Here is a 19,319-nt window from a genome sequence, read left to right on the forward strand (position 1 = left end):
GGGACGACGTAAACACTACCTGCCTTTACTGAAGTTGTAGATCATGCCTCCAGGCTTAAGGTGCTTCTGGATAACCTGCAACGCAGCGTTCTGCATTTCATCAGCAAGGGCACGGCCCATAGCATCACCTGAGCTGGAAGACTGAACAGTTGCAGAACCACCAGCATCAACGTTAACGGTGGTATTAATAACCGGAGCCATACCGCCACCGCCCTGGGCGCGTACGCCCAACCGCCCGGCAGAATCCCGAGTAAGTGGCATGATTGCTTCAGCGCCGGCCTCTGCGAATACACCGCCCTTCGCAAACTTGGACGCCCCCTGGAAAGTAAAATACTGGGGAGAGTCGTATACCCCATTGACGTACTTACTGAGCCCGGGCGAGTCATAGACACCGCCTTTAGCATTAAAGGTTAGCCCAGCAGCAGCGTTAGCATATGATCCGCCAGGAGTGCTGCCGCCGCTACTGCCACCGCTTATCCAGCCCATCGCAGCCTGTACTGTATAGGCCACTATAAGTTGGTTGGTTATCTCGAGGATCATCTTGAGCATAGATTTGCCGAACTCTTTAACTGACGCGGTGCCAGTTGTCATAAGCTCAGTCAGCATGTTGCCCAGGCCGGTCAGCGTGGAACTGGCAACGTTTTTAACGGCGTCGTAAGTGTTCGTGGCCGCATCCAGATATTCATTCCAGCCACTTACCGCACCTGCTTTCCAGTCGCCCCGTAATTTGTCCTCTTCAGCGTAATATTTTCTGAGAGCTGCCAGTTCTTTTTTATAACCGGCATCGTCAAGCTTACCGCCACCGTTGAGCCAGCCCTGGCGAAGCTGCGCCTCTTCCATCATGCGCTGCGTTTGCCGACTGCTGAGGCCTGCACTGTCGCGCAATGCATCGGTTTTTTCCGACATCTGCGTGACGTATTTATTCGCCTGCTGCGCCAGGCCGTTAATCTTCTGCTGCGCCTCTACTTCCTTATTCTTCTGATCAACCACCTTGGCGGCGTTCAGAATCGCCTCACGGCTCGACAGTAAAGATTTTTCCTGAGCAGTAAGCGACCGTGTCTTCGAAGCCTCATCCAGCTCTGCAAAGCGTGATTGCTGCTTGCTGAGTTCAGTGTTTTTGGCGTGGACATCACCGGTCTGCCGCAGAGTTTCGAGCGTTTCCGTTAACGTTCTGGCCTGTGCCCGGTAGTTCTCAAGAGTGCGATCGCCAGCATCCAGAGTGGCTTTGGCCTCTTTGGTCTTTTTGGTCGAGTCTTCGGCAAGCTTCGATACTGCGTCCTTTGTTTCACGACTTACCGACCCGTTGCCTTTTACTCCACCACCAGCGCCATTTCTGGCCTCATCCTCCCATTGTCCTTGGGATTTACTGAGGTTTGCAAAGTGCTTGTTGTAGTCGGCAGTAAGCTGGACATACTCCTTGTTGGCAGCTTCTCGATTCTTGGCGACGCTCTCAGCTAACCCATCAAACCCCATGGATTTGATGAGTGCTTCTCCACCCGGGAGTTTGTTTGCAATATCTGTGAAGCCAGTGACCATTCCCCCCATAATTTCGAGAGAGAACTCTTTCATCTTCACGAACAGGGCCTCAAACGAGGTTCCCAGCAGCTTAAGTACTTCGATGACCTGGTTGCCCCAGGCCCTCACTGTGACCCCGATTTGACCGAAGGTATCGGAGGCAAAAGCCTTAAGACCGTTCCACGCCTGCCCGATATTATCGGTGGCCTCTACAATTTTATTACTTCGATCCTCCATGGTGTCGGCAAAAAGCGTTATAGCTTCGTTTGCCGCTGCTGTTTTCCCCTTCGTTTTCTCCAGGGTAATGATGTGCTTCATCATGGCTTCATCAACAAAGCCATATTGCTGGTTCAAGCTTGCGAGCGCTTTAATAGGGTCGCTTGCCAGGCGTGAAAAATCCGCCAGCGCAGCCTTTGTATCCAGCCCAGCATCGCCCATAGCCAGAATTGATTTGGCGATTTTCGACATCTGGTCGGCGGTATACTTCCCGGTGTCATTTAGTTGGACCAGGGTATCAACGGACTCAGCCAGGGAAGCACCTGCGTTATCAGCAACAGCTTTTGCCGCATCATTCAGTTGCTGCATGGAGGAAAAACCAGCCCCGCCCATCAAAATGAGCGATCTGGCAACGTTGTCGAACTGTTGGGATGAACTGTATGCAGCCCCCGCCAGAAGAGCCAGTAAACCCACCGTGCCCGCAATCGCAAGATTAAAGGTATTTAGCAGCCCGCCGGCCCGCCCCAGTTTCTCCGCTGCCTCACTGGTATTGTTAAGTCCTTCAGCAGCGTCACTAATCCCCGCTGCCGACTCGGATGTTTCTCTGCTCTCCTCGTTAAACCCAAACAATGCGTCCCGCAAAGCCTGGAGCATTGGACTTAACCCCCCGAAGGAATCTTTTATTTGCCCACCTTGCTGGAGCAGGATAAGGAATGGAGACTGCCCTCCCGCCAGTTGCGTAGCGATATCGGTAAACTGCGCCGGAAGCGTGCGCAGCGCTGCGCTGTATTGACCGACGGAGATTCCAGCGCGGCGGGCCGCCGCCTCTTGGCGGGATAGTGCCTCTGGGAGAGCGTCAGCCACGCCAGAGAGGCGCTCACGCGTCTGGTTAAGGATTGTGTTGAAGTGCTCGAACTGAGCACCGTTAATGCGCCCTGCTTCGAAATGGGCCACCAGCTGTGCGTGCTGCTCATCCAGCGAGTTGAAAGCACGAATCGTCGGGTCGATGGAGCCCAGCAGGTTTTTCAGTGCTGTGGACTGCTTCTCTGCCGCCTGGGTGGCGGCTAATTCAGCCTGAGCACGCGCTGCTGCCTCGCCGGTGTCGGTCAGCTTGAGGCGGGTGTCGTCCAGAATTTTGCTATACGCCTGGAACGAATCAGTATCAAGAAACCCCTTCGCCTGGAAGTTGCGCAGTGCCGCCTGCTGCTCATCAAGGCGGTTAAGCGCCTTGTTTACCGGGTCAATATTCTCCAGCAGCCCCCTGAGCGCGTTCTGCTGTTCCTTAATTCCTTCACTGCCCTGTTTCGCAGATTCAGCGCCAGCGCGAAACACGCTATTCAGATCATCTGCTTTATCTACAGCACCGGCCGCCGCCTGGCCGAGTTTATCCAGTTCGTTGCTGGCTGTTTTCAGGTCAGAAACATCGGCCCGCAAAGTAATCGAGGCGATCTGGTCTGTCATTATTTCGTCTCCTTGTGCATTACCTTGAGAGCCTCGCTTTCCATAATTTGAAGGTCAGCCATGCAGGCCGCCGCATCCTCAACCCCGTGTAACTCGAACATCCAGGGTAGAACGTTGTAATCAAGGCCGGTCGCCCCGCTCGCGCCGACTCGCCACTGGGTCGCCAGGGAAGAGAAGATGGTGAAGGACCGCCACACCGAGGGCAGGATCCACACCTCTTCCTCCACGTCCTCAGGCGTCAAACCAAAAGCGCTCAGCTCCGCGAGAGTCGGCCCCGGCGTGTACAACGCTGCGGCGACCTGCCTCAGTTTTTTTCGCGGATGCCCATGAGTTCCTTGGTGTAAGCCAGGCCGATGCTGTCAAACGCGCGAGGGTAGTTCTTCAGCAGGACGATCACGTTATCGCGGGTGAGTTCATCCGGCAGCGCCCAGCCATCGACGATTTCCATCAGGTAATCGGCCTGTGGCTCAATAGCAGCTTTCTTGCTTGCTGCATCCTTTTGCAGTTTCTCGTCCATCGCGCGCAGCTCTTCCAGCGTCTTATGGCGGAAGGTGAATGTAAGCTTGCCGTCTTCGGTACCGGCGCGCGGGATGCTGGCAGTTGCGGAGAAGGTTGGGTTTGGGATCAGGGAGAATTTGGTCATTTCGGTTCCTTAGAAAAAAAGAAACCCGCCGGAGCGGGTATTAGTTAATGCCGGGCAGATACATCTGGACTTCGTCAGCAGCACGCTCCCGGACTGAATGCAGGAGTTGTTTGCGCCCACCAATACCCCACTTAGCCATCTGACTTGCACACTGGCTAATTGCTTTGGTTTCAGTGTTGATGATGTGGTCGATTTTGTTCAGGCGCGACATGGCACTAATACCCAGACGCACCACTGTTCTAAATACTTCGTACACTTCAATCTCAAACTCTGGTTTTATCCAGGCGGCATAGCGAATTGCCAGAAGTTCAATGCCCCATGCACCACTTTGATCACCGCCTTTTATAACCTTAAGTGGTTGATTTTGTTCCGAAGCACTTTTTAGTGCTTTGGATTTTAGCGCTTTAACGAAGCGTTTGATCTGCGCGCTACGCAGGAAGACGCTGGGCCTTTGTGACTCAGTAGCCTCTCCGTTAGCTACCGCTGCCGCATGAAGATCGTTAAGACTGTACCGGCCTTCGTCATCAACGTGGACGGAGACCCCATTCACTGAGACGGTTGGGTGATTCATGGTGTGTACCTTTTAAAAAGCGAACCTGTTCACACAGAAAAGCCGCCCCAAGAGGCCCACCGGCACTAACGGCAGTTCTCAGGAACGCTTTCTGAAAGGTTCTTGGTTAGAGAGCGCGTGTGAAGGCGCAGTTTGAAAAGATGGGCAATGCGAATACAGAAAATTCGCCAGCGGTACTCATTGCGAAATAAAGCCCGGCGAACCGGGCCTGATTGATTAGCTGACAGTAACGGTGCACCCAGCAGAGGTAAGCGTCTTGCCTGCGGCATCAGTGACTTCGCAGGTGTAAACGCCAGCATCGGAAGACTGTGCGGATGGAATGTTAAGCGTCGATGCCGTTTTACCAGGAATGGCGGTACCGCCTTTCTTCCATACGTAGGTGTAAGGCGCTGAACCACCCTGCATGACAACAGCCAGGTCCAGAGGTGAGCCAGAGGCAACAGACTTGGTTGCCAGCAGGTCTGTCAGGAATGCCAGCGGCACAGCGGAAGAGTCAGCGATCGGGTAAATCTGCATATCCGATTCGAAGTTCATGCGCGCTTCGTTGCTTTCTACGGCGTTGATTTCGGTCTTTGGTACCTTCTGGAATGAGACTTTCGCAGAGTAGTAGCGGTCCGCTTTGCCGCGCTGGTTGTGGAACCAGATTGCCGTCGTATCGCTTGACTCATCGAGTTCAATCAGTCGCTTGTAGATGGCAAGCAGCGGGTCGTGAGCGAACGTATAGACCTGTACCACTGCGTTTTTAAACGTCGGGATAGTTCGGGCTTTATCATCTTCCAGGAACTGGATGCTGATGGTCTGCTGGTCGCCACCTTCGGTAGATAAGGTCATGACCTGTGGCATGGTGATCCACGAGTCAATTTTGCGTAGCGTCCCCGCGCCAGTACCGGCCGGGAATTTATTGGTATCGGTGGTATCGAACGCTTCCAGCACGATTTTGGTACCAGTGACCGACTTCACGCGAAGCACCATGTTATCGAGCTTCAGCCAGCCAGAGTTAACCTGGACAACATCACCCGCCAGAATGCCAGCGGCAGATGCAACAGTCAGTTCGCATTCAGTTGCGTTAGAGGCAGCGGTAAAGGTGATGGGAGCCTGATAGGCCTTGGCCACGTTCACACGCGAGCCGTTAGGGATTGCGAATGCCATAGCACTCTCCTGAATTTAGCTAATAAAAAACCCGCCATCTGGCAGGTCAGTAGTCAGCGCGGTACTGCATGCTGACGGGAATGGTGTAGGTTATGGAGCCACTGGACCCGTTGGGCGCCGAGGTTGGCCGGTCCTGGATGGGTTGTCTCACCTGCGGCGGCCCGTTGATGTAAACCGTCAGATTACCGTCCACCAGCGGCAGTCCTTCAGGGAAGGCATCGGCAACAGACTTTGCCAGCCCCCTTGCCAGCGTCACCCCGCCGCCTGCCGGCGCGATGATGTTGAGCTGGAGGATGCCCTGATATGTAAGCAACTGACCTTCCAGATCCTGCCCCACGGTTTGCGCCGGAAGAACGTAAACACGCCCGTACGGCGCATTATCCGGTGGAGTAAACGCGATGTTCGGCCAGGCCACCGGCAGCCCGAGCGAGGAGCAGATAACCGCGACGCGACCTTCCAGCATGCCAGCGATACGCATTGACTGATCACCGGCCATTGCGCACCTCGCTCATTGCCTCACGGAATAGCTGCGCCGCGTCGATAGCTGTAATGCCCACCATCCCGCCCGGCGCCTGGGTGGAATGACCGTTTTCCAGCGCTGCCGCATATGGCAGGTTATTGGTGAAGTAAATCGAGCTGACCTGGCCCACTCTGAATACCTCAAGCACCGCCATGCCACGGGAATTTGAGCCCTGGCCGGAAGCATCTGGTGTATCGTTTGACTGAGTCGGCTGGCTGTCGAAACCAACATACCAGTTGTTTTTGAACCGCCCGCCGACATAGCCGTCTGGCTTTTTGATGTCCATCGAGTCGTTTACGCGCAGGCCGCGCTTGAGCCGCCCGGCTTTGGTGAGGTTAGCCGGATTATCACGTAGGTTCGCGTTATGCTCCCGAACTGCATCGTTATAGGCCGATGCTGTCTGGTTCACCTGCCAGAGGTCGGGGTTACCAATTGGAGACATCTCCACCAACTGAGCGAGGATTTTAATACCCGTCCTGCGTACCACCTCATCCATCTCCTCTTTTGAGCTATCCACGAACAACTGAATGGCAGCCAGGAACGGCTGATTAGCAGTACTGGCCATACTCACGCCCTCAGTTGGATGTTGTAGGAGATAAGCACATCAGCAGGCTTAACCGGATTCGGCTGCACTACCCGCCACTTTTTGCCGTCAATCTCGATGCGGTCATCGATACGCACCTCAGTTTCATACGTGGCCGCCAGCTTCTTATCGCCTGTAGCAATCAGAGAGCCGTCGATTTCACGAGAGGAGTATTCAGTGATAACGCCGGTAACGGTCGCGATAACAGGCTCGGTGGTAATCTCTTTCCCATACTGATCGCGGGAGGTGGTACCGCCTCGGGTCAGTTGGTAGGATTTGCCGTTATCCTTCAGGAGCCGCGTTGCCGTAGCGCGCATGCGGAGATAGTCGATTGCCATGCTACCCCCTTTCGATACGGATCTGATTGCCGCCCACCACCAGCCCGCGCAGCGAGGAATAGAACCAGGGGAATGACGGCGAGGCCTTATTGGTTCCCGGCTCGTACTGGACGGTAACAGCACCCTCAACGCGCTCCATTGTCACGGCGCCACCACCAGCTACCGACGGCGTGAGGTCAATCTCCTGAGATTCGATAGCCAGCCGGCATTGAGCATCAACCAGGCGCTGTGGGATAGCGTCATCCGACAGGTCAACACCGTCGAAGCGCACGCCAGAGCGAGGCCAGGATAGTGGCTGTGAAACAACGCTGCGCTGCCCGCGCCATGACTTACCTTCCAGATAATCCATTGCCTGCATCAGCATCTGGCCGCACTCACCATCATCTGCAGGAATGCTATATCCGCGCCAGGCGGCAAATGCCCGCAGGTCTGACACGCTGGCGTAGCTGTTGAAGTCTGGAGAGTTGGGATCGGCAACCAGCATGGTTATTCCTCCCGACGCCAGTCCAGCGCCAGCCAGTTATCCACTTCATCAGGATGAACATCTGCACGCAGCGGGCCGCCAGGGAATTCCGTGGTGTCGCGAACCATGACCACCAGCTCAATACCATGCTGAGCTGCAAGCTTTTCCGCGTCACGTTGTGCGCGCTGCTCTTTGGTTAATCCGGCCATTGGGCCTCCTGAAAAACAAAGGGGCCGAAGCCCCCTGGGTTAACCCATGATGATGGCGGAATGACGTGGCGCCACAGCAGCCACACCCCATGCCAGACCAACTTCATAACGCACCTGACGGTACTGGCGGTACAGCGCCACCTGGAAGGTGATGCCAGATACCGGGTCGGTCACATTCATGACGTCATCAGCAGTATCGCCACCTTCAGGCATCGCCGGGGTACGGCTGGCCAGCAGGAATGCCCCGCGGTCAAACGCCATGTTCGGTACAAATTCGCTCAACACAGTGACATCAGCCTGGTCTGCCAGATCCTGACGGAGCCCCGGCGCGCTGATGGTGATAGTGGAAGACGTAGCCGCAACAACCAGATACTGATTGTCATCACCAGCGAACTTCACCGCAGTACCTGCAGCAATACCGCCGGTGCCGGCAGAGATAGCGATGATGATATCGCCCTCTTTCTTCTCGCCATTGACCTTATAGCCAGCAGCAGCGCTTTTCGCGGTACGCTTGATGCTGAAGGATTCGTGGAGGTTGAAGCCCATGATGCGACCGATAACACCTTCACGCAGCAGCTGGTCGGTTCCCGCTTCGTTCGCTTTGAAGAGGACAGCCTGTTTACCACGGATGGATGCCATCGCTTCGCCACCAAGCACCATACGCAAATCGGTAGTCGGCGCACCGTTATCGGTCAGGATTTGACGCGCCAACGCAGCATCAGTCAGATCGTCTTTGATGCTGAACGGGGTATTCTTCGGCGCGCCAACAGCGCGGGAGGAGTTGAGGTACAGCGCAGCGAGGTCTGCATCCACTTCGTTCGCCAGCGCTCGGAAAGCCTGCTTGAACTGGTCAGCCAGGATGGTGTTGTAGGTACCAGCCGGGCCCAAAGCCAATTGCTCTTCACCATCCCATTTGACCGGGGCCATCTTGGATTTGGTGATTTTGACATCCACACCACCGATGGTCTGGTCGCCAGAATTAGGTGCTGACGGACCAGGGACAATATCTTCAGTGGTGGCTGCAGGTGCGACTGGCGCACGTACGGTCTGGTCTTTTGCAGCAGCATCCGCTTTCGCGTCACGAGCCACCGCAGGAATAAAACCAGTTTGCTCGCGGGACACTACGTCCAGCGCGGTATAGATGGTCGGGATTAAATTTGTGAGAGTATTCACTAGATTGTCCTTATGATTCAATGGATTGATATTTGCTCTATCCAGAGCTTGCGCCGCACCTCTTCCAAGGATAAGCTAGGGATTACATCTGTTATAAATGGTAATCAAAATTGAAAAAATGTCTGATTGATGGCTGTGATCGCGATGCTGATTCAAAGGCGCATGGTAAAAAAGGATATTGCTCGGCCCATTACCAGCGCATCCGAATTTATGGTGATGCGATGACGTACAAAAAGATCGCAAAACCTTTTGAATTTAAAAAATGTTTGGTTGAGGACTGCGAAAGAAGCGCTAACCGTACTAATGGCGGTAAACGTGGATATTGCTCAATGCACTATCTGCGAGTTAAACGATCTGGAGACCCTTTGGTTGTTAAACAGACTCCATCACCTGCAAAAGACTTTATTGAAACGCATAAAGATTATGATTCTGATGAATGTTTAATCTGGCCTTTCCACCGAGATAAAAAAGACGGCTACGGGCGCATTCATGAATCAGGAACTGAGCGGCTAATAACCGCCTCAAGGGCAATGTGTATCGCTGCCCATGGTGAGCCACCAACCCAACGCCATGAATCTGCTCACAGTTGTGGTAAAGGACATGAAGGATGTGTTAATCCACGACACCTTTACTGGGCAACCCCAGAGGAAAATCAGGGCGACAGAGTCCTGCACGGCACATCAAATAGAGGCGAGGCTCAATGGAATCACAAGCTAACTGTTGAGCAAGTGCGGGAGATCAGGAAACTTATAGACTCCCACACATTGCGAGAATTAGCTGATATGTACTCAGTATCAACCAGAGCTATTCACAGCATAAAAACCAGAAAAACATGGGCGTGGCTCGATTAATCGACGATGCTGACGCCGTCTTTCAGCGCTGCTTGCTTGCCAGCGTTATCCAGGGAATCAAACGCACCGCGTTTCATGGTTTTTTGCCCGGCCTGATGCTGCGACTGGTGGGAGTCACCGCCGCTGTTGCCGGACGATTTGAGGATGTAGTCTTTCTGCGGATGCGACTCGACCAGAGATTCCAGCGCTTCATCGAAGCTAGCCAGCTCGCCAGGCTTGGTGCGAGAGAACACCTTATTGCCCTGACCGTCGAAGGCCACGACCTTGCCGTCTTCGATTTTGAAGTTCTGCCCGAAGTACGAACGCACGAACTCAGCCGGGATCGCCATCTTCTCTGAAATGAATCTGGAGCCACCGAAGCGGCCGCCGATCATCTCGTCGTAGAGCTGGCTTTCGAGCTGTTTGGTCTTGCCGTTCGCTTCATCCAGCTGCTGCTGGAATACCTTGGTAATCTCAGCCTTAACCTGGTCAACAGCGCCAGCGTCGATCAGTTTTTTCTGGTCGATTTTGGTCATCATCTCCAGGGCTTCGAGCGCCTTGGTCGGATCGGTGATGCCAGAGAATTTCGCGAGACTGGCTTCCGCCGCCTCCTTCGCTTCACGGTGAGTTTTAGCTTCACCATTCAGGGAGGTGATTTTGGTCATCGCTGCGGCTGCGTCGAACGGGATCTCTTTGCCATCTTCATGGATGTACACAGGCATACCGTTTTCAACGACCACATTTCCGTTAGCATCAAGTTTCAGTTTCATTGTTTTTGCTCCAGCCTTCCGGCCATTGGTAATAGGTCATCCGACCCGGTCACCGCGTCGCATCCGCTCAGCGGCAGGCATAAAAAAGGCCGCTCGGAGGCGACCTGCTAAAACGATAAGTAACTGGTTTAGATAATCTGCCAGTCATCAGCTAAGACGTCGGTTTGGCTTGGTGCCCAAGGCACGCGAGCGCCATTTGGGTATGGCATAGCACCATTGCATGGCACCGGATAAATTAAACGAATGTACGGCAGGTCCACAGATGGCGACTGCTGGACCAGCTCAAGCCACAGGCCCTTGCCGTTCCAGCCTGCCCGGGTGACACGCTTTCCTGATTTCAGAGCCTCGACAGCCAATCCGAAGCTAAGGCCCGATACTGGTCGGTAGGCTTTGTCGAACACCTCTTTTGGACTCCAGCTCACATACCCATTAAAGCGCTCGGTATTTGGCTTTCCGCCATCCAGATACTCGACGAGATAGCCTTCATCGCTGCCATTTTCATCACCTGGCAACTGCCAGCCGCGAAAATCGTTATAAGCCTGACGGTTCATCGGGTAAGCATTGATAAGCTTCACGCCAATATGTTGAGTCATTGGTTTTTACCTTTATCAGTTATTCGAACGCCGACGCATCCACGCGGCGCAGTTCGTCCAGAGTCATGAACTCACCTTTATCGGTGAACATTTCCGGCACCGTGATTTTGCCGTCACGTAGCATCATGGCGCGGGTAACACCCAGCACCTGCTCCTGCCGTGCGTACGGTTGCCGGGTAAGCCAATCGGCATAGCTGGTATGCGCTGGTACCTGCCCATCCATCGAGGCGCGTGTAGCGCTGCTCAGTTCGCCTGAGGCTATCTGCATCTCTTCCCACGATTTGGTAATCAGGATTTCACCGGAGCGACAGTTTGATACGAGCAAGCCGTTAGCGAAGTATGAATTAGCCTCACCAACAGAAAGGTCGTATAATTCATTCCTATTATCGACAACAAAAATGGATTCAATAGTGCCATGAGAAAAGTTATTGATTACGCATTCCTCATCCAGTTCGAGCATTGGGGCAAGGGCCTTTCTTTGCGTGAAATCGAGAGGCTGTACGGGCTCGGCAATGGTGTTGTCTCCCGAGCAGCCATTAAGCACGGCATCAGAACGCGTACTAGAGCTGAGCAGCAGCGTGTCAGCATCGACCGCGGAATTACCACCTACCACAGCGGAGCCGATCACCACTTCTTTGGGCTCAGAAAGGAAAACAGCGACGTCATGGCCGCCCACTCCGCTCGCATGACCGCGAACAACCCCACTCAAAACAGAGATGTCGTGGAAAGAATCAAGTCAACCAATCTTGCCAATGGTCATTTCGAGAGAGTCAGCGAACGAATGAAGAGCCGCCACGTTAGCCATGAATACCGAGAGAAAATAGCCAAAACGCTGCAACCCCAATTCAGAGAGAAGATTAGCGATCGCGAGCAAATGATGCTTCTCGCTCTCTCCCATGATGATAGATGGGTTCACCAGCACCTTTTCGAACACTATCTGCTCGACTTTGCGATCCCATCCCTCGGCGTGGCTATCGAAATCGACGTCGGCGGGCACAAGCTCGGTCGTTCTCAGAAGCGCGATGAGAGTTTGGCGGAGTCTGGCTGGGTAATCCTGCGCATGAGATGTGACAAGGCCACTTCCGTTGATTACTGGCACCACCTCTTTTCCATGATGGAAAAGTTTGTCCCCAACTTTGAGAGCTCCTGCAAATTTCCACCCTTCAAGCGTCAATACCGGGTGATCGTGCGTTATCAAAAGAACCCTACCGGTATCATCCTGGATCTTAATGACAGGGAGACCATTAGCAGCCTTTCTGACCTTCTGCATGACCGGCTCAAAGCACCCTTTATGGGTTAAAGCCCTATCCCCAAGTTCGATATGTTCCACCGCTTTGGGGCCATTGTCAGTTGTGATGATGGTCCCTTTTGGTACCGCGCAAAAGTGGATTTTTCCAGGCCCTCTGAGATACGGCACCACATGGCCCAGCGGCTTGCCGTCGAGGGTGTAGAGCTTGCGGTCGCGGATAATGCACCACTGGCTGGTATGTGTATCCAGCGTGGACGACCACTGTTTGGCCTTCACGATATCGCTGTTGGCCTGTGCGAACTCCTGGCGCGCCGTGGCGGCCATGTGATTCACAGCGGTGCGGGTCACCACCGCCATGTCGCGCCGGGATGCGTTGATCACCCCGTCTTCACGGTTGAGTTTTGGCGTGCCAGCAGCGCGCCGGACAATCTGTTCTACCGTCTCGCCCTGGAGGAAACCGGAGCGCACAGCATTTGTGATTTTGTCCAGCCGGTCGGCTTCAAGCTTCTGGCCCCACTCCTTCAGCAATCTCCCCTGGAATGGCTGCGCTGCTGCTGCGGCGTAGACCTGCTCAGGTGCGATGCTTTGCAACGGCACATGCTTAAGGATCTGCTTCGGGATGATGCTGCTGAACAGGTCCAGCTGATACCCGGCCTCATATTCAACGTAGCGCGTCAGTTCACGTGCCAGCGCAGCATTCACCGGTTCATAGGCCTGTTGATTCAGGTCGCGCACACCAGCCAGCAGCGAAGCCAGGCGGCGAGCGCTGTAGGTATCAGCGCGCTTACCCTCCAGCAGAACAAGCAGCCGGGCAGCCAGATCAGCATCCATCCTGTTAAGCAGCCCCACCATTCGTCGGGCAACACCCGTCCCGTAGCGCGTCACGTAAAGTCCGTGAGCTATGGTCTCGTCCTGCAACCTGTCGTTTACCGAACGAGCCATATCACACCTCGCCCGGTGGCGGTTCAGTCAGAGATGCTGACTCAGCAAGCAACTCGCTCAGAACCACATCAGGATCCGCATCGGCATCAATAATGTTCAACTTCTGTAGCGATTTAATCGCATCAGCTCGACGGATATCACCACCCTGGCGCAGTGCCTGGATGGCAAGCGCGGCGGACGGATTGAATACGGTCGATTCGACATCCAGCTCAGTGCGGACATCTACGTTGCCACCATCTTTCTCGCCGATGTACTCAGCCATGATTTGCAGGATGTTGTCGATCGCATCTTCAAGGCTGGTAGCCATGGTGTAGAGCGGTGACTGCTCCTGCATTTTCTCTTCAGAGGTCTGGTCTACCGATTTGGTAGAGGTGTTCTCTGTACGCAGCAACTTCGCGCCCGCCTGGCGCATCTGCTCCACAAGTTCTGCCAGCGACTCTTTACCAGCACCGATGGAGGAGCCTGTATGCTCGACGTATTCCAGACCCTGCTTTTGCCGATCAGTGAACGACGTAGCTGAAGACGAGCCAATTATCAGCTCTTGCCCCTCTTCCAAACCGAACACCGTGAGCAACGGCACCCTGGCGACGTGCAGAATGTTGTCCTGCTCGCTCTGGCTCTGCCAATGCTTGATGTTCAGCAGGGCCATGTTGAGCAGTGGCGGTGATCCGCACATAAACCCGGTGCGCTTGGTGTAGAGCGTGACCAGAGTGATATCCTGGCGGGATGTCTGCCACTCCTCGAATAGCGCCCAGTTCGCGGCACCGTCAGCATCTTTGGCCTTGCGGTAAATTTCCACCTTTCCAGGTGTCAGGTACCGTATTTGCTCGACCTTGGTCTGCCCGAAGTCGTCGCCGTCTTCGACCACAACCTCTTTGATACGCAGCGCAGTCAGCACCACTTTGCCGTCCACCATTTTCGACTTCCAGCCAATTACCTGGCGTGGATTAAGCATGGTGACATAGGGGCGCGCGCCGGTAGCTTTCTCTTCAGCTTTGGTTTTCACCTTTTCGGTGTCCACCCTGGGATAATCCACCAGCGCGTGGGAGAGTCCATACTGCATCGCCAGACCGAAGAATGCCTGCGCCCATACGTCCAGGCGCGTCCCCTCAAGGTCGAAGTTTTTCGCATACTCTCGCAGCTGATCAGGCACATTCTCGGCAATCTTAATGGGCTCGGCGAATACACGCCCGATGTTTTGCTTAATGGTCTCTTCGTAGGCTGGCAGAAGCGTGGCCACGGCGAGGCGTTTTTTGTAGTCCTCTTTGTCTTCTTTTGGCCAGCGCGGGAGATAAGACTCTCCAAGCTGTCGCATATAGAGCGTGCCGCCCATCAGGGCGTCGTTGATATCCCACGCCTCGACCATGTTCCCATAGTCCAGATTGGGTGTTGAGATGTCAGGCATGGAGTTACATCCGTAGGTTGGTGACTTTGCCGACTTTCTTCGGCGGTGAATGCAGGACGGCATATCGAGTGCCATCCCAGTCGTGATCTTCCTGCTGAGTGTCTACGTCATCAGGGTTCTTACTGTCGCGAACGAGCACCGGAACACGGCTTATCCAGCCGCGGCAATAGTCGAAGACGTAGAATGCTGGTTTCTCAGGTACACCAGATTCCAGCTTCTTACCCTCAAGGACGGCCTCCAGCATGTCAGCAAAGAGGGCCGATCCGTTTACGCGCGATCCCGGTTTCTTGTTGGATGGAACCCACTTAACGCCCTGCGATTCCATCTTCTGGGCAATAGAGAGCTCGTCATCGCCAGTGTTGTAGATGGCACCGTCAGCTGGGCCCGGCACAACCTTTTTGCAGATACCGGGCATGATGTTCAGTTGCCCCTGAGTTATCCCATTGAGTTTTATCTCTTCAGGTTCAGGCAGCTCTTCGCCCATCAGCCGCTTATCAATCCAGGCCACACCCTTGGCGACGTTTGTCGAGCTCATATTGAGCCCTTTGTTCAGCTCGTCAGGTGGACAGCCATACCACTCGCCAATCAGGATCAGCGACCCGGCTGGCGGGCAGAACTGGCGACCATCAGGCAGCTCTGCGGCGGTTCCGTCGGATCGTGCCCACCAGAGGTTGGAAAACGGTTTCGATTCGCCCCAGTCATGCGAGCGGTCGACCGTCCAGCTATCCGGTATGCGGAATGGCTTGATGACATGATGCGAGGCATTCCACAGATGGTCGAAACGTCCGCCGCTGGTAACATCCCACGAGCCATCAACCCACGCCTTACGGCGATTCGGGTCTTTGATGGCCATCAGCGTTGCGATGTACTGCGGATCGAGGTACGGGTTCTCTTTGAACGAGCCGTGAATCGCAACGCGGGTAAGCGTGACGTCCTCTTCACGCTCGGTCTGCGGGTTGAACACCTTCTGTGTTTCGCGAATGATAGTGCCGCGCGGCGCCGGCTCAATGAATCGTTTTTTTACCCAGGTGTGGCCGATGCCGAACGGGTTTGTGGTGCTGAAAGTCTCCAGCGGGATCGGCTTAAGTAATGAACCATCTTCCAGCGGGTAATTCTCTGGCCGGAACGATGAGCGCCGGCAGGAAAACATCATCTCGTAAAACTCAGATGACTGCTGCTTGGTCAGTTCGTTGAAACCGATGAACGGGAATTCCTGCCCGTGATAATCCCAGTAATCGCCCTCCTCCTTGCCGAAGCGAAACAGGAGTTCTTCTCCAGTCGGCCATACCCAGCGCAGCTCGGATGCTGACGCCAGATAGCGCGCACCGTCATTAAATAGGCGATACATACGCTTCGACTGGGTGATGATGTCGGTGAGGTTTTTATACTCGGTATCGAAAATGACACCGCGCCAGAACGAGCCGTAGCCCAGACCAACCAGGCGACGAAAGCGCGCCAGCTGCGCGGCAGTTTTACCCGGTCCGCGCGTACCTTCATAGAGGACTTCGTTACACGGACAGCTAAGGGAGAGCGATTGCGATCCCGGCAAAGGTTTCCAGACGGCTTTGTAATTCATCCACCAAGAACCTCGCTCTGTTGTTTCTGTGCTGCAGCTTCCCAGCTATCCACATTGTCGCTGGTTGGTACCAGCATTACGTTGTGAGTGACGTCCTTAGCAGGCTCTTTCTCGCCAATGTCATATGCCTGGCGCTCAAGGCCGACAAGGTTTTTCATCGCATCACTCAACGCTTTCACTGCTTTGACTCGTTCCGGCATGCTGATAATTGAGTGGTAAATCTCGTTGAGCTTATCGCGTCCATTCTCGTCCGGCTCAAGCATCAGCTCGCCCAGCTTACGAAGAGAAGCTACGTCCGCACACTCAGCGCCCAACTCATCAAACAGAGCATTGGTGATCTCCCTGGCTCGCCGTATGTCACCGCGATGCTCCATGCGCACCGTAGCAATCACCTCGGCAGTGGCCTCGATTAGTACGCGCTCAGAAAGTACCGTTTCGCTGCGTACCTGTTTGCGTACCTCGGCTTTGCGTACCAGATCGTCTGCACGCTCTTTCACCTTCGCATTGAGGTCACGAGACCATTCATCACGTTTGGCACGCTTACGGATAGCGCCTTCGCTGATGCCGTGTTGTGATGCTATTTCTCGGAGGGACATCACTCCGGCCCGGTACGCCGTCTCGATGGCCTCCCAGTCCGGTTTGCTCATTCGTTACTCCGTTATCTCTTTACAGGCTCATACTTCAACTTCTGGCTAATGCCATACTTAACGATGAAGTTACCCACCTTTTGGTAATCAGGCTCGCACCGCATCATCAAGCAGAGCAGTGTCAGCGTCCTGAGATAGACAGGAACCCACCACCTGCTCTTGATTTCAACTGACAGTCTGCACGTCGCCATTGGTGTCTTCCTCTGCTGGTACTGGCGTGAACTCCACTCGCTTTACATCGGCAGGAGCGAAATACAGCCACTGCCCAGTCTCGGTCGCCAGCGGTACAAAGCCGTTAACCAGCTCAGGCTGACGTCGTGACATCTTGCCCGTGAAGGTTTCGCCTGTTTGGGTAGTTAGCGTGATTTGGTAGATGTCGGACATGATTACCTCTTTGCCTTGTCGCAGCTGTTGCCCTGCTTCTCAGAAGTGCTTAGCCACTTACGGCTTACCCGTCAGCAAGATGTGATCACCATCCTTACGGGGTTACACAGATCATTATCGAAGCCCCTCAGTGAAGGGCTCCTGTAATGCCCTACTTAACAGTTTCGATGGTTGAGCCGTGAGAGTTCATCACGTAAACCTGGTCGCCCGGATAGATGAACTGGTAACGGATGCCATCAAAGGCGCGCTTCTTTGCATGCTCAGGACTTTCGAAGTCTTCAATAAGGACAGCGATGGCATCATGGTCCAATACGCCATCGCGCTCACTGACAATCAACTCCTCTCCCTGGAGTGCGTGTTTGCACTCTGGGTCGGCATACACATCCGGGAGCCAGATAGCAAAGTCAGGGTTAGAATGGTCATTTGTAAGCTTGAGGATGTCGTCAAATCGTTCTGAGTCAGGTCTAGCTACTGTGAATGTAGGCAACTCGCAGATATGGGTTACACCATTGATAATGGTTTTTACAGTGAACATTGTTACTTCCTTCTTCGTCTTCTGGTTACAACAAAAAGCCCCACACGATGGCGAGGCTTGGTTACTTCAGGCACTGCGTATCGATGTATTCCTGCATGCCGTGAATCATTTTGTTAACGGTTTCGATTCCGTCCCGGTGATCGAAATAATTCCGTCGAGCGTCTGGAGTAAGTTCGGGGGTTCCTGCATCATCCACGCCGGTGGCGGAGGTGGCTTTGGACACTCCAGGGCAGGTTGCGGCGATGCGCAGCCGTTTAGCGCCAGAATCGACATCCCGACGCAAATCGTTAATGGTTTTTTTCGCATCAGACAATTCCTTCGTATATTTGGCATCCAGTGCAGCGACATCACGCTGGCGAGTCTGCATGTCTTTGATAGTGGCGTTCGCCAGGCTTAGCTTCTCAGTAGCCTTATCGCGCTGGTCTTTGTAGGTGATGGCGTTATCGCGGTATTTGTTAACGAGGAACGCCAGAACGCCGATTAACGCCAGCACCAGCAGCTGCAACCAATAACGCTTTGCCAGTGCCGCTATCACGACAGGAACAGAGCACGCTCCGCCTCACGACGACGGGTTAGCCCATTCAGGACTTTGCCACCAGCTTTATTCCAGCGCAGGAATTCATCAGCAGCACCAGCGTAATCACCGGCGTTGAGTTTTCGCAGAAGGGTCGATGTCGACAGTGACCGGGCGCCGAGGTTGTAAGTGAACGACACCAGAGCATCGAATTGCCCCTGAGTCAGGTCAACTTTGACCAGGCGGGACACGTCGTTTTCATAGCTGACCAGCCCGGTCTTCAGCAGGCGTTCTGCAGTTTCCTGCTTAATCGTCATCCCGGCTCGGATCGGTTTGCCGTCGACAGGCTTGGTCCAGCCATAGCCGATCGTCCACACTCCGACGCTGTCCTGATACGCGGTGAGCTTGCAGCCTTCGAACTGCTTGATCAGGGCAATGCCTTTATCACTGGTTTGCATTCTTCATCCCCGTCAGACGTTCCCAGAAATAGGTCAGAGCCACGGAGCCCATCGCCCCGCTAATGCCTGACGTAACCAGAATCATGTAAAGGCTCAGCCCACTTTCTACGCTGATTAGGCCACCAATGAGTCCGGTAAAGCCGGACACTGCAATTTGCGCCAACGCATTGACCCAGCTCCAGGCGGCTTTGTTCTGCTTCACGTCAATAAGGTATCTGACCAGGCCGCCCCAGCATGACAGAGCAAGGACAATCAGCCATGACACTCCGGCAATGCTTTCTTTATCTTGCATACGTTTAGCCATATCACCTCCGAAAAAACGGGGTGCTGTTTGTGTAGAGTGGAAGGATGACAGGAAACAACGACCGGACATCGCAAATAAAAAACCCGGCGACAGGCCGGGAAGATGAGGGTAAGGCAATGCCGGCTCTCTGGCCGTAAATACCCTGGCTGGGTTTGGCTCACCTGGCTGGATTCGAACCAGCGACAAACCGCTTAGAAGGCGGTTGCTCTTTCCACTGAGCTACAGGCAAATAAAAAGCCCGAGGCGCGAACCTCAGGCTTGGATTTTTGGT

At 54.3% G+C, this 19,319-nt stretch carries 25 protein-coding genes and 1 tRNA gene; 3 read left to right on the top strand and 23 right to left on the bottom strand.

All coding sequences use genetic code 11. From position 1 onward, the window contains the following. Positions 1–15: 15 nt before the first annotated feature. The 11 genes from F0Q32_RS05130 to F0Q32_RS05180 form a co-directional block, all read right to left on the bottom strand. Positions 16–3,192, bottom strand: a complete 3,177-nt coding sequence (locus F0Q32_RS05130) for a phage tail tape measure protein (RefSeq protein WP_149462213.1) — start codon at positions 3,190–3,192, stop codon at positions 16–18. Then, a complete protein-coding gene (locus F0Q32_RS05135; RefSeq protein ID WP_149462214.1) occupies positions 3,192–3,479 on the bottom strand; it encodes a DUF1799 domain-containing protein in 288 nt (95 codons plus the stop codon). Before F0Q32_RS05135 ends, F0Q32_RS05130 begins: the two co-directional genes overlap by 1 nt. 17 nt (positions 3,480–3,496) lie before the next feature. Continuing rightward, positions 3,497–3,835, bottom strand: a complete 339-nt coding sequence (locus F0Q32_RS05140; RefSeq protein ID WP_149462215.1) for a phage tail assembly chaperone — start codon at positions 3,833–3,835, stop codon at positions 3,497–3,499. A 40-nt stretch (positions 3,836–3,875) separates the two neighbouring features. Next, positions 3,876–4,406, bottom strand: coding sequence for a KilA-N domain-containing protein (locus F0Q32_RS05145; RefSeq protein WP_149462216.1), 531 nt, complete (start codon positions 4,404–4,406; stop codon positions 3,876–3,878). A gap of 216 nt (positions 4,407–4,622) precedes the next feature. Further along, a complete protein-coding gene (locus F0Q32_RS05150) occupies positions 4,623–5,555 on the bottom strand; it encodes a phage tail tube protein (RefSeq protein WP_149462217.1) in 933 nt (310 codons plus the stop codon). A 46-nt stretch (positions 5,556–5,601) separates the two neighbouring features. Continuing rightward, positions 5,602–6,051 (bottom strand): phage tail terminator-like protein, encoded by a 450-nt coding sequence (locus tag F0Q32_RS05155; RefSeq protein WP_149462218.1) that lies wholly within the window; start codon positions 6,049–6,051, stop codon positions 5,602–5,604. After that, the gene (locus F0Q32_RS05160; RefSeq protein ID WP_149462219.1) at positions 6,041–6,640 is read right to left on the bottom strand and encodes a hypothetical protein; all 600 of its coding nucleotides are present in this window, start codon (positions 6,638–6,640) and stop codon (positions 6,041–6,043) included. The genes F0Q32_RS05155 and F0Q32_RS05160 overlap by 11 nt, the downstream gene beginning before the upstream one ends. 2 nt (positions 6,641–6,642) lie before the next feature. Then, on the bottom strand, positions 6,643–6,996 hold the full coding sequence (locus F0Q32_RS05165; RefSeq protein WP_149462220.1) for a hypothetical protein: 354 nt from the start codon (positions 6,994–6,996) through the stop codon (positions 6,643–6,645). A gap of 1 nt (position 6,997) precedes the next feature. Next, a complete protein-coding gene (locus tag F0Q32_RS05170; protein ID WP_149462221.1) occupies positions 6,998–7,480 on the bottom strand; it encodes a DnaT-like ssDNA-binding protein in 483 nt (160 codons plus the stop codon). Between the two features lie 2 nt (positions 7,481–7,482). Continuing rightward, on the bottom strand, positions 7,483–7,668 hold the full coding sequence (locus F0Q32_RS05175; protein WP_149462222.1) for a hypothetical protein: 186 nt from the start codon (positions 7,666–7,668) through the stop codon (positions 7,483–7,485). A gap of 39 nt (positions 7,669–7,707) precedes the next feature. Then, entirely contained in the window at positions 7,708–8,841 is a 1,134-nt protein-coding gene (locus F0Q32_RS05180) for a P22 phage major capsid protein family protein (RefSeq protein WP_255475150.1), read from the bottom strand. 110 nt (positions 8,842–8,951) lie between these two features. Here F0Q32_RS05180 and F0Q32_RS05185 point away from each other — a divergent pair, with 110 nt between their 5' ends. Then, positions 8,952–9,692: a hypothetical protein gene (locus F0Q32_RS05185; RefSeq protein ID WP_127341149.1), complete on the top strand. Its 741-nt coding sequence runs from the start codon at positions 8,952–8,954 to the stop codon at positions 9,690–9,692. On the opposite strand, the gene F0Q32_RS05190 is transcribed toward F0Q32_RS05185, so the two are convergent. From F0Q32_RS05190 to F0Q32_RS26420, 3 genes are all read right to left on the bottom strand, one after another. After that, complete coding sequence (locus F0Q32_RS05190; protein WP_149462224.1) at positions 9,689–10,441, bottom strand: DUF6651 domain-containing protein; 753 nt, start codon at positions 10,439–10,441, stop codon at positions 9,689–9,691. The genes F0Q32_RS05185 and F0Q32_RS05190 overlap by 4 nt on opposite strands. Positions 10,442–10,569: 128 nt before the next feature. Then, a complete protein-coding gene (locus tag F0Q32_RS05195; protein ID WP_149462225.1) occupies positions 10,570–11,034 on the bottom strand; it encodes a DUF2829 domain-containing protein in 465 nt (154 codons plus the stop codon). A gap of 19 nt (positions 11,035–11,053) precedes the next feature. Then, positions 11,054–11,710 carry a hypothetical protein gene (locus F0Q32_RS26420; RefSeq protein ID WP_255475152.1) on the bottom strand — a complete coding sequence of 219 codons (657 nt, stop codon included), beginning with the start codon at positions 11,708–11,710 and terminating at the stop codon, positions 11,054–11,056. Positions 11,711–11,911: 201 nt separating this feature from the next. Between F0Q32_RS26420 and F0Q32_RS26740 the strand changes: the two genes are divergently transcribed. Together F0Q32_RS26740 and F0Q32_RS26745 are read left to right on the top strand one after the other, a co-directional pair. After that, a complete protein-coding gene (locus F0Q32_RS26740) occupies positions 11,912–12,334 on the top strand; it encodes a DUF559 domain-containing protein (protein ID WP_370516869.1) in 423 nt (140 codons plus the stop codon). Positions 12,335–12,454: 120 nt separating this feature from the next. Continuing rightward, positions 12,455–13,318 carry a hypothetical protein gene (locus F0Q32_RS26745; RefSeq protein ID WP_370516868.1) on the top strand — a complete coding sequence of 288 codons (864 nt, stop codon included), beginning with the start codon at positions 12,455–12,457 and terminating at the stop codon, positions 13,316–13,318. On the opposite strand, the gene F0Q32_RS05215 is transcribed toward F0Q32_RS26745, so the two are convergent. The 9 genes from F0Q32_RS05215 to F0Q32_RS05260 all read right to left on the bottom strand — a co-directional run bounded on the left by F0Q32_RS05215 (position 13,227) and on the right by F0Q32_RS05260 (position 19,277). Further along, entirely contained in the window at positions 13,227–14,630 is a 1,404-nt protein-coding gene (locus tag F0Q32_RS05215; RefSeq protein WP_149462227.1) for a DUF4055 domain-containing protein, read from the bottom strand. The two genes, F0Q32_RS26745 and F0Q32_RS05215, sit on opposite strands and share 92 nt — an antisense overlap. A gap of 4 nt (positions 14,631–14,634) precedes the next feature. Continuing rightward, positions 14,635–16,206, bottom strand: coding sequence for a terminase (locus F0Q32_RS05220; RefSeq protein WP_149462228.1), 1,572 nt, complete (start codon positions 16,204–16,206; stop codon positions 14,635–14,637). Beyond that, positions 16,203–16,853 (bottom strand): hypothetical protein, encoded by a 651-nt coding sequence (locus F0Q32_RS05225; protein WP_149462229.1) that lies wholly within the window; start codon positions 16,851–16,853, stop codon positions 16,203–16,205. The genes F0Q32_RS05220 and F0Q32_RS05225 overlap by 4 nt, the downstream gene beginning before the upstream one ends. A 165-nt stretch (positions 16,854–17,018) precedes the next feature. Continuing rightward, entirely contained in the window at positions 17,019–17,237 is a 219-nt protein-coding gene (locus tag F0Q32_RS05235) for a hypothetical protein (protein WP_149462230.1), read from the bottom strand. A 151-nt stretch (positions 17,238–17,388) separates the two neighbouring features. After that, positions 17,389–17,772 carry a hypothetical protein gene (locus F0Q32_RS05240; protein ID WP_045889172.1) on the bottom strand — a complete coding sequence of 128 codons (384 nt, stop codon included), beginning with the start codon at positions 17,770–17,772 and terminating at the stop codon, positions 17,389–17,391. A gap of 61 nt (positions 17,773–17,833) precedes the next feature. After that, the gene (locus F0Q32_RS05245) at positions 17,834–18,307 is read right to left on the bottom strand and encodes a lysis protein (RefSeq protein WP_149462231.1); all 474 of its coding nucleotides are present in this window, start codon (positions 18,305–18,307) and stop codon (positions 17,834–17,836) included. Beyond that, positions 18,304–18,744 carry a lysozyme gene (locus F0Q32_RS05250; protein ID WP_023330224.1) on the bottom strand — a complete coding sequence of 147 codons (441 nt, stop codon included), beginning with the start codon at positions 18,742–18,744 and terminating at the stop codon, positions 18,304–18,306. The genes F0Q32_RS05245 and F0Q32_RS05250 overlap by 4 nt, the downstream gene beginning before the upstream one ends. Next, entirely contained in the window at positions 18,731–19,036 is a 306-nt protein-coding gene (locus F0Q32_RS05255; protein ID WP_129318762.1) for a phage holin family protein, read from the bottom strand. Before F0Q32_RS05255 ends, F0Q32_RS05250 begins: the two co-directional genes overlap by 14 nt. 165 nt (positions 19,037–19,201) lie before the next feature. Beyond that, a tRNA-Arg gene (locus F0Q32_RS05260) sits at positions 19,202–19,277 on the bottom strand. Between the last annotated feature and the right edge of the window lie 42 nt (positions 19,278–19,319).

This window comes from Pseudocitrobacter sp. 73 (assembly GCF_008369545.1).
Lineage (GTDB): Bacteria > Pseudomonadota > Gammaproteobacteria > Enterobacterales > Enterobacteriaceae > Pseudocitrobacter > Pseudocitrobacter vendiensis.

Bases quoted from the DNA above. Each gene is read 5' to 3' on its own strand.
- F0Q32_RS05130 (WP_149462213.1), bottom strand. From the start codon at position 3,192: ATGACAGACCAGATCGCCTCGATTACTTTGCGGGCCGATGTTTCTGAC.
- F0Q32_RS05140 (WP_149462215.1), bottom strand. From the start codon at position 3,835: ATGACCAAATTCTCCCTGATCCCAAACCCAACCTTCTCCGCAACTGCC.
- F0Q32_RS05145 (WP_149462216.1), bottom strand. From the start codon at position 4,406: ATGAATCACCCAACCGTCTCAGTGAATGGGGTCTCCGTCCACGTTGAT.
- F0Q32_RS05150 (WP_149462217.1), bottom strand. From the start codon at position 5,555: ATGGCATTCGCAATCCCTAACGGCTCGCGTGTGAACGTGGCCAAGGCC.
- F0Q32_RS05155 (WP_149462218.1), bottom strand. From the start codon at position 6,051: ATGGCCGGTGATCAGTCAATGCGTATCGCTGGCATGCTGGAAGGTCGC.
- F0Q32_RS05160 (WP_149462219.1), bottom strand. From the start codon at position 6,640: ATGGCCAGTACTGCTAATCAGCCGTTCCTGGCTGCCATTCAGTTGTTC.
- F0Q32_RS05165 (WP_149462220.1), bottom strand. From the start codon at position 6,996: ATGGCAATCGACTATCTCCGCATGCGCGCTACGGCAACGCGGCTCCTG.
- F0Q32_RS05170 (WP_149462221.1), bottom strand. From the start codon at position 7,480: ATGCTGGTTGCCGATCCCAACTCTCCAGACTTCAACAGCTACGCCAGC.
- F0Q32_RS05175 (WP_149462222.1), bottom strand. From the start codon at position 7,668: ATGGCCGGATTAACCAAAGAGCAGCGCGCACAACGTGACGCGGAAAAG.
- F0Q32_RS05190 (WP_149462224.1), bottom strand. From the start codon at position 10,441: ATGAAACTGAAACTTGATGCTAACGGAAATGTGGTCGTTGAAAACGGT.
- F0Q32_RS05195 (WP_149462225.1), bottom strand. From the start codon at position 11,034: ATGACTCAACATATTGGCGTGAAGCTTATCAATGCTTACCCGATGAAC.
- F0Q32_RS26740 (WP_370516869.1), top strand. From the start codon at position 11,912: ATGCTTCTCGCTCTCTCCCATGATGATAGATGGGTTCACCAGCACCTT.
- F0Q32_RS26745 (WP_370516868.1), top strand. From the start codon at position 12,455: ATGGCCCAGCGGCTTGCCGTCGAGGGTGTAGAGCTTGCGGTCGCGGAT.
- F0Q32_RS05215 (WP_149462227.1), bottom strand. From the start codon at position 14,630: ATGCCTGACATCTCAACACCCAATCTGGACTATGGGAACATGGTCGAG.
- F0Q32_RS05220 (WP_149462228.1), bottom strand. From the start codon at position 16,206: ATGAATTACAAAGCCGTCTGGAAACCTTTGCCGGGATCGCAATCGCTC.
- F0Q32_RS05225 (WP_149462229.1), bottom strand. From the start codon at position 16,853: ATGAGCAAACCGGACTGGGAGGCCATCGAGACGGCGTACCGGGCCGGA.
- F0Q32_RS05235 (WP_149462230.1), bottom strand. From the start codon at position 17,237: ATGTCCGACATCTACCAAATCACGCTAACTACCCAAACAGGCGAAACC.
- F0Q32_RS05240 (WP_045889172.1), bottom strand. From the start codon at position 17,772: ATGTTCACTGTAAAAACCATTATCAATGGTGTAACCCATATCTGCGAG.
- F0Q32_RS05250 (WP_023330224.1), bottom strand. From the start codon at position 18,744: ATGCAAACCAGTGATAAAGGCATTGCCCTGATCAAGCAGTTCGAAGGC.
- F0Q32_RS05255 (WP_129318762.1), bottom strand. From the start codon at position 19,036: ATGCAAGATAAAGAAAGCATTGCCGGAGTGTCATGGCTGATTGTCCTT.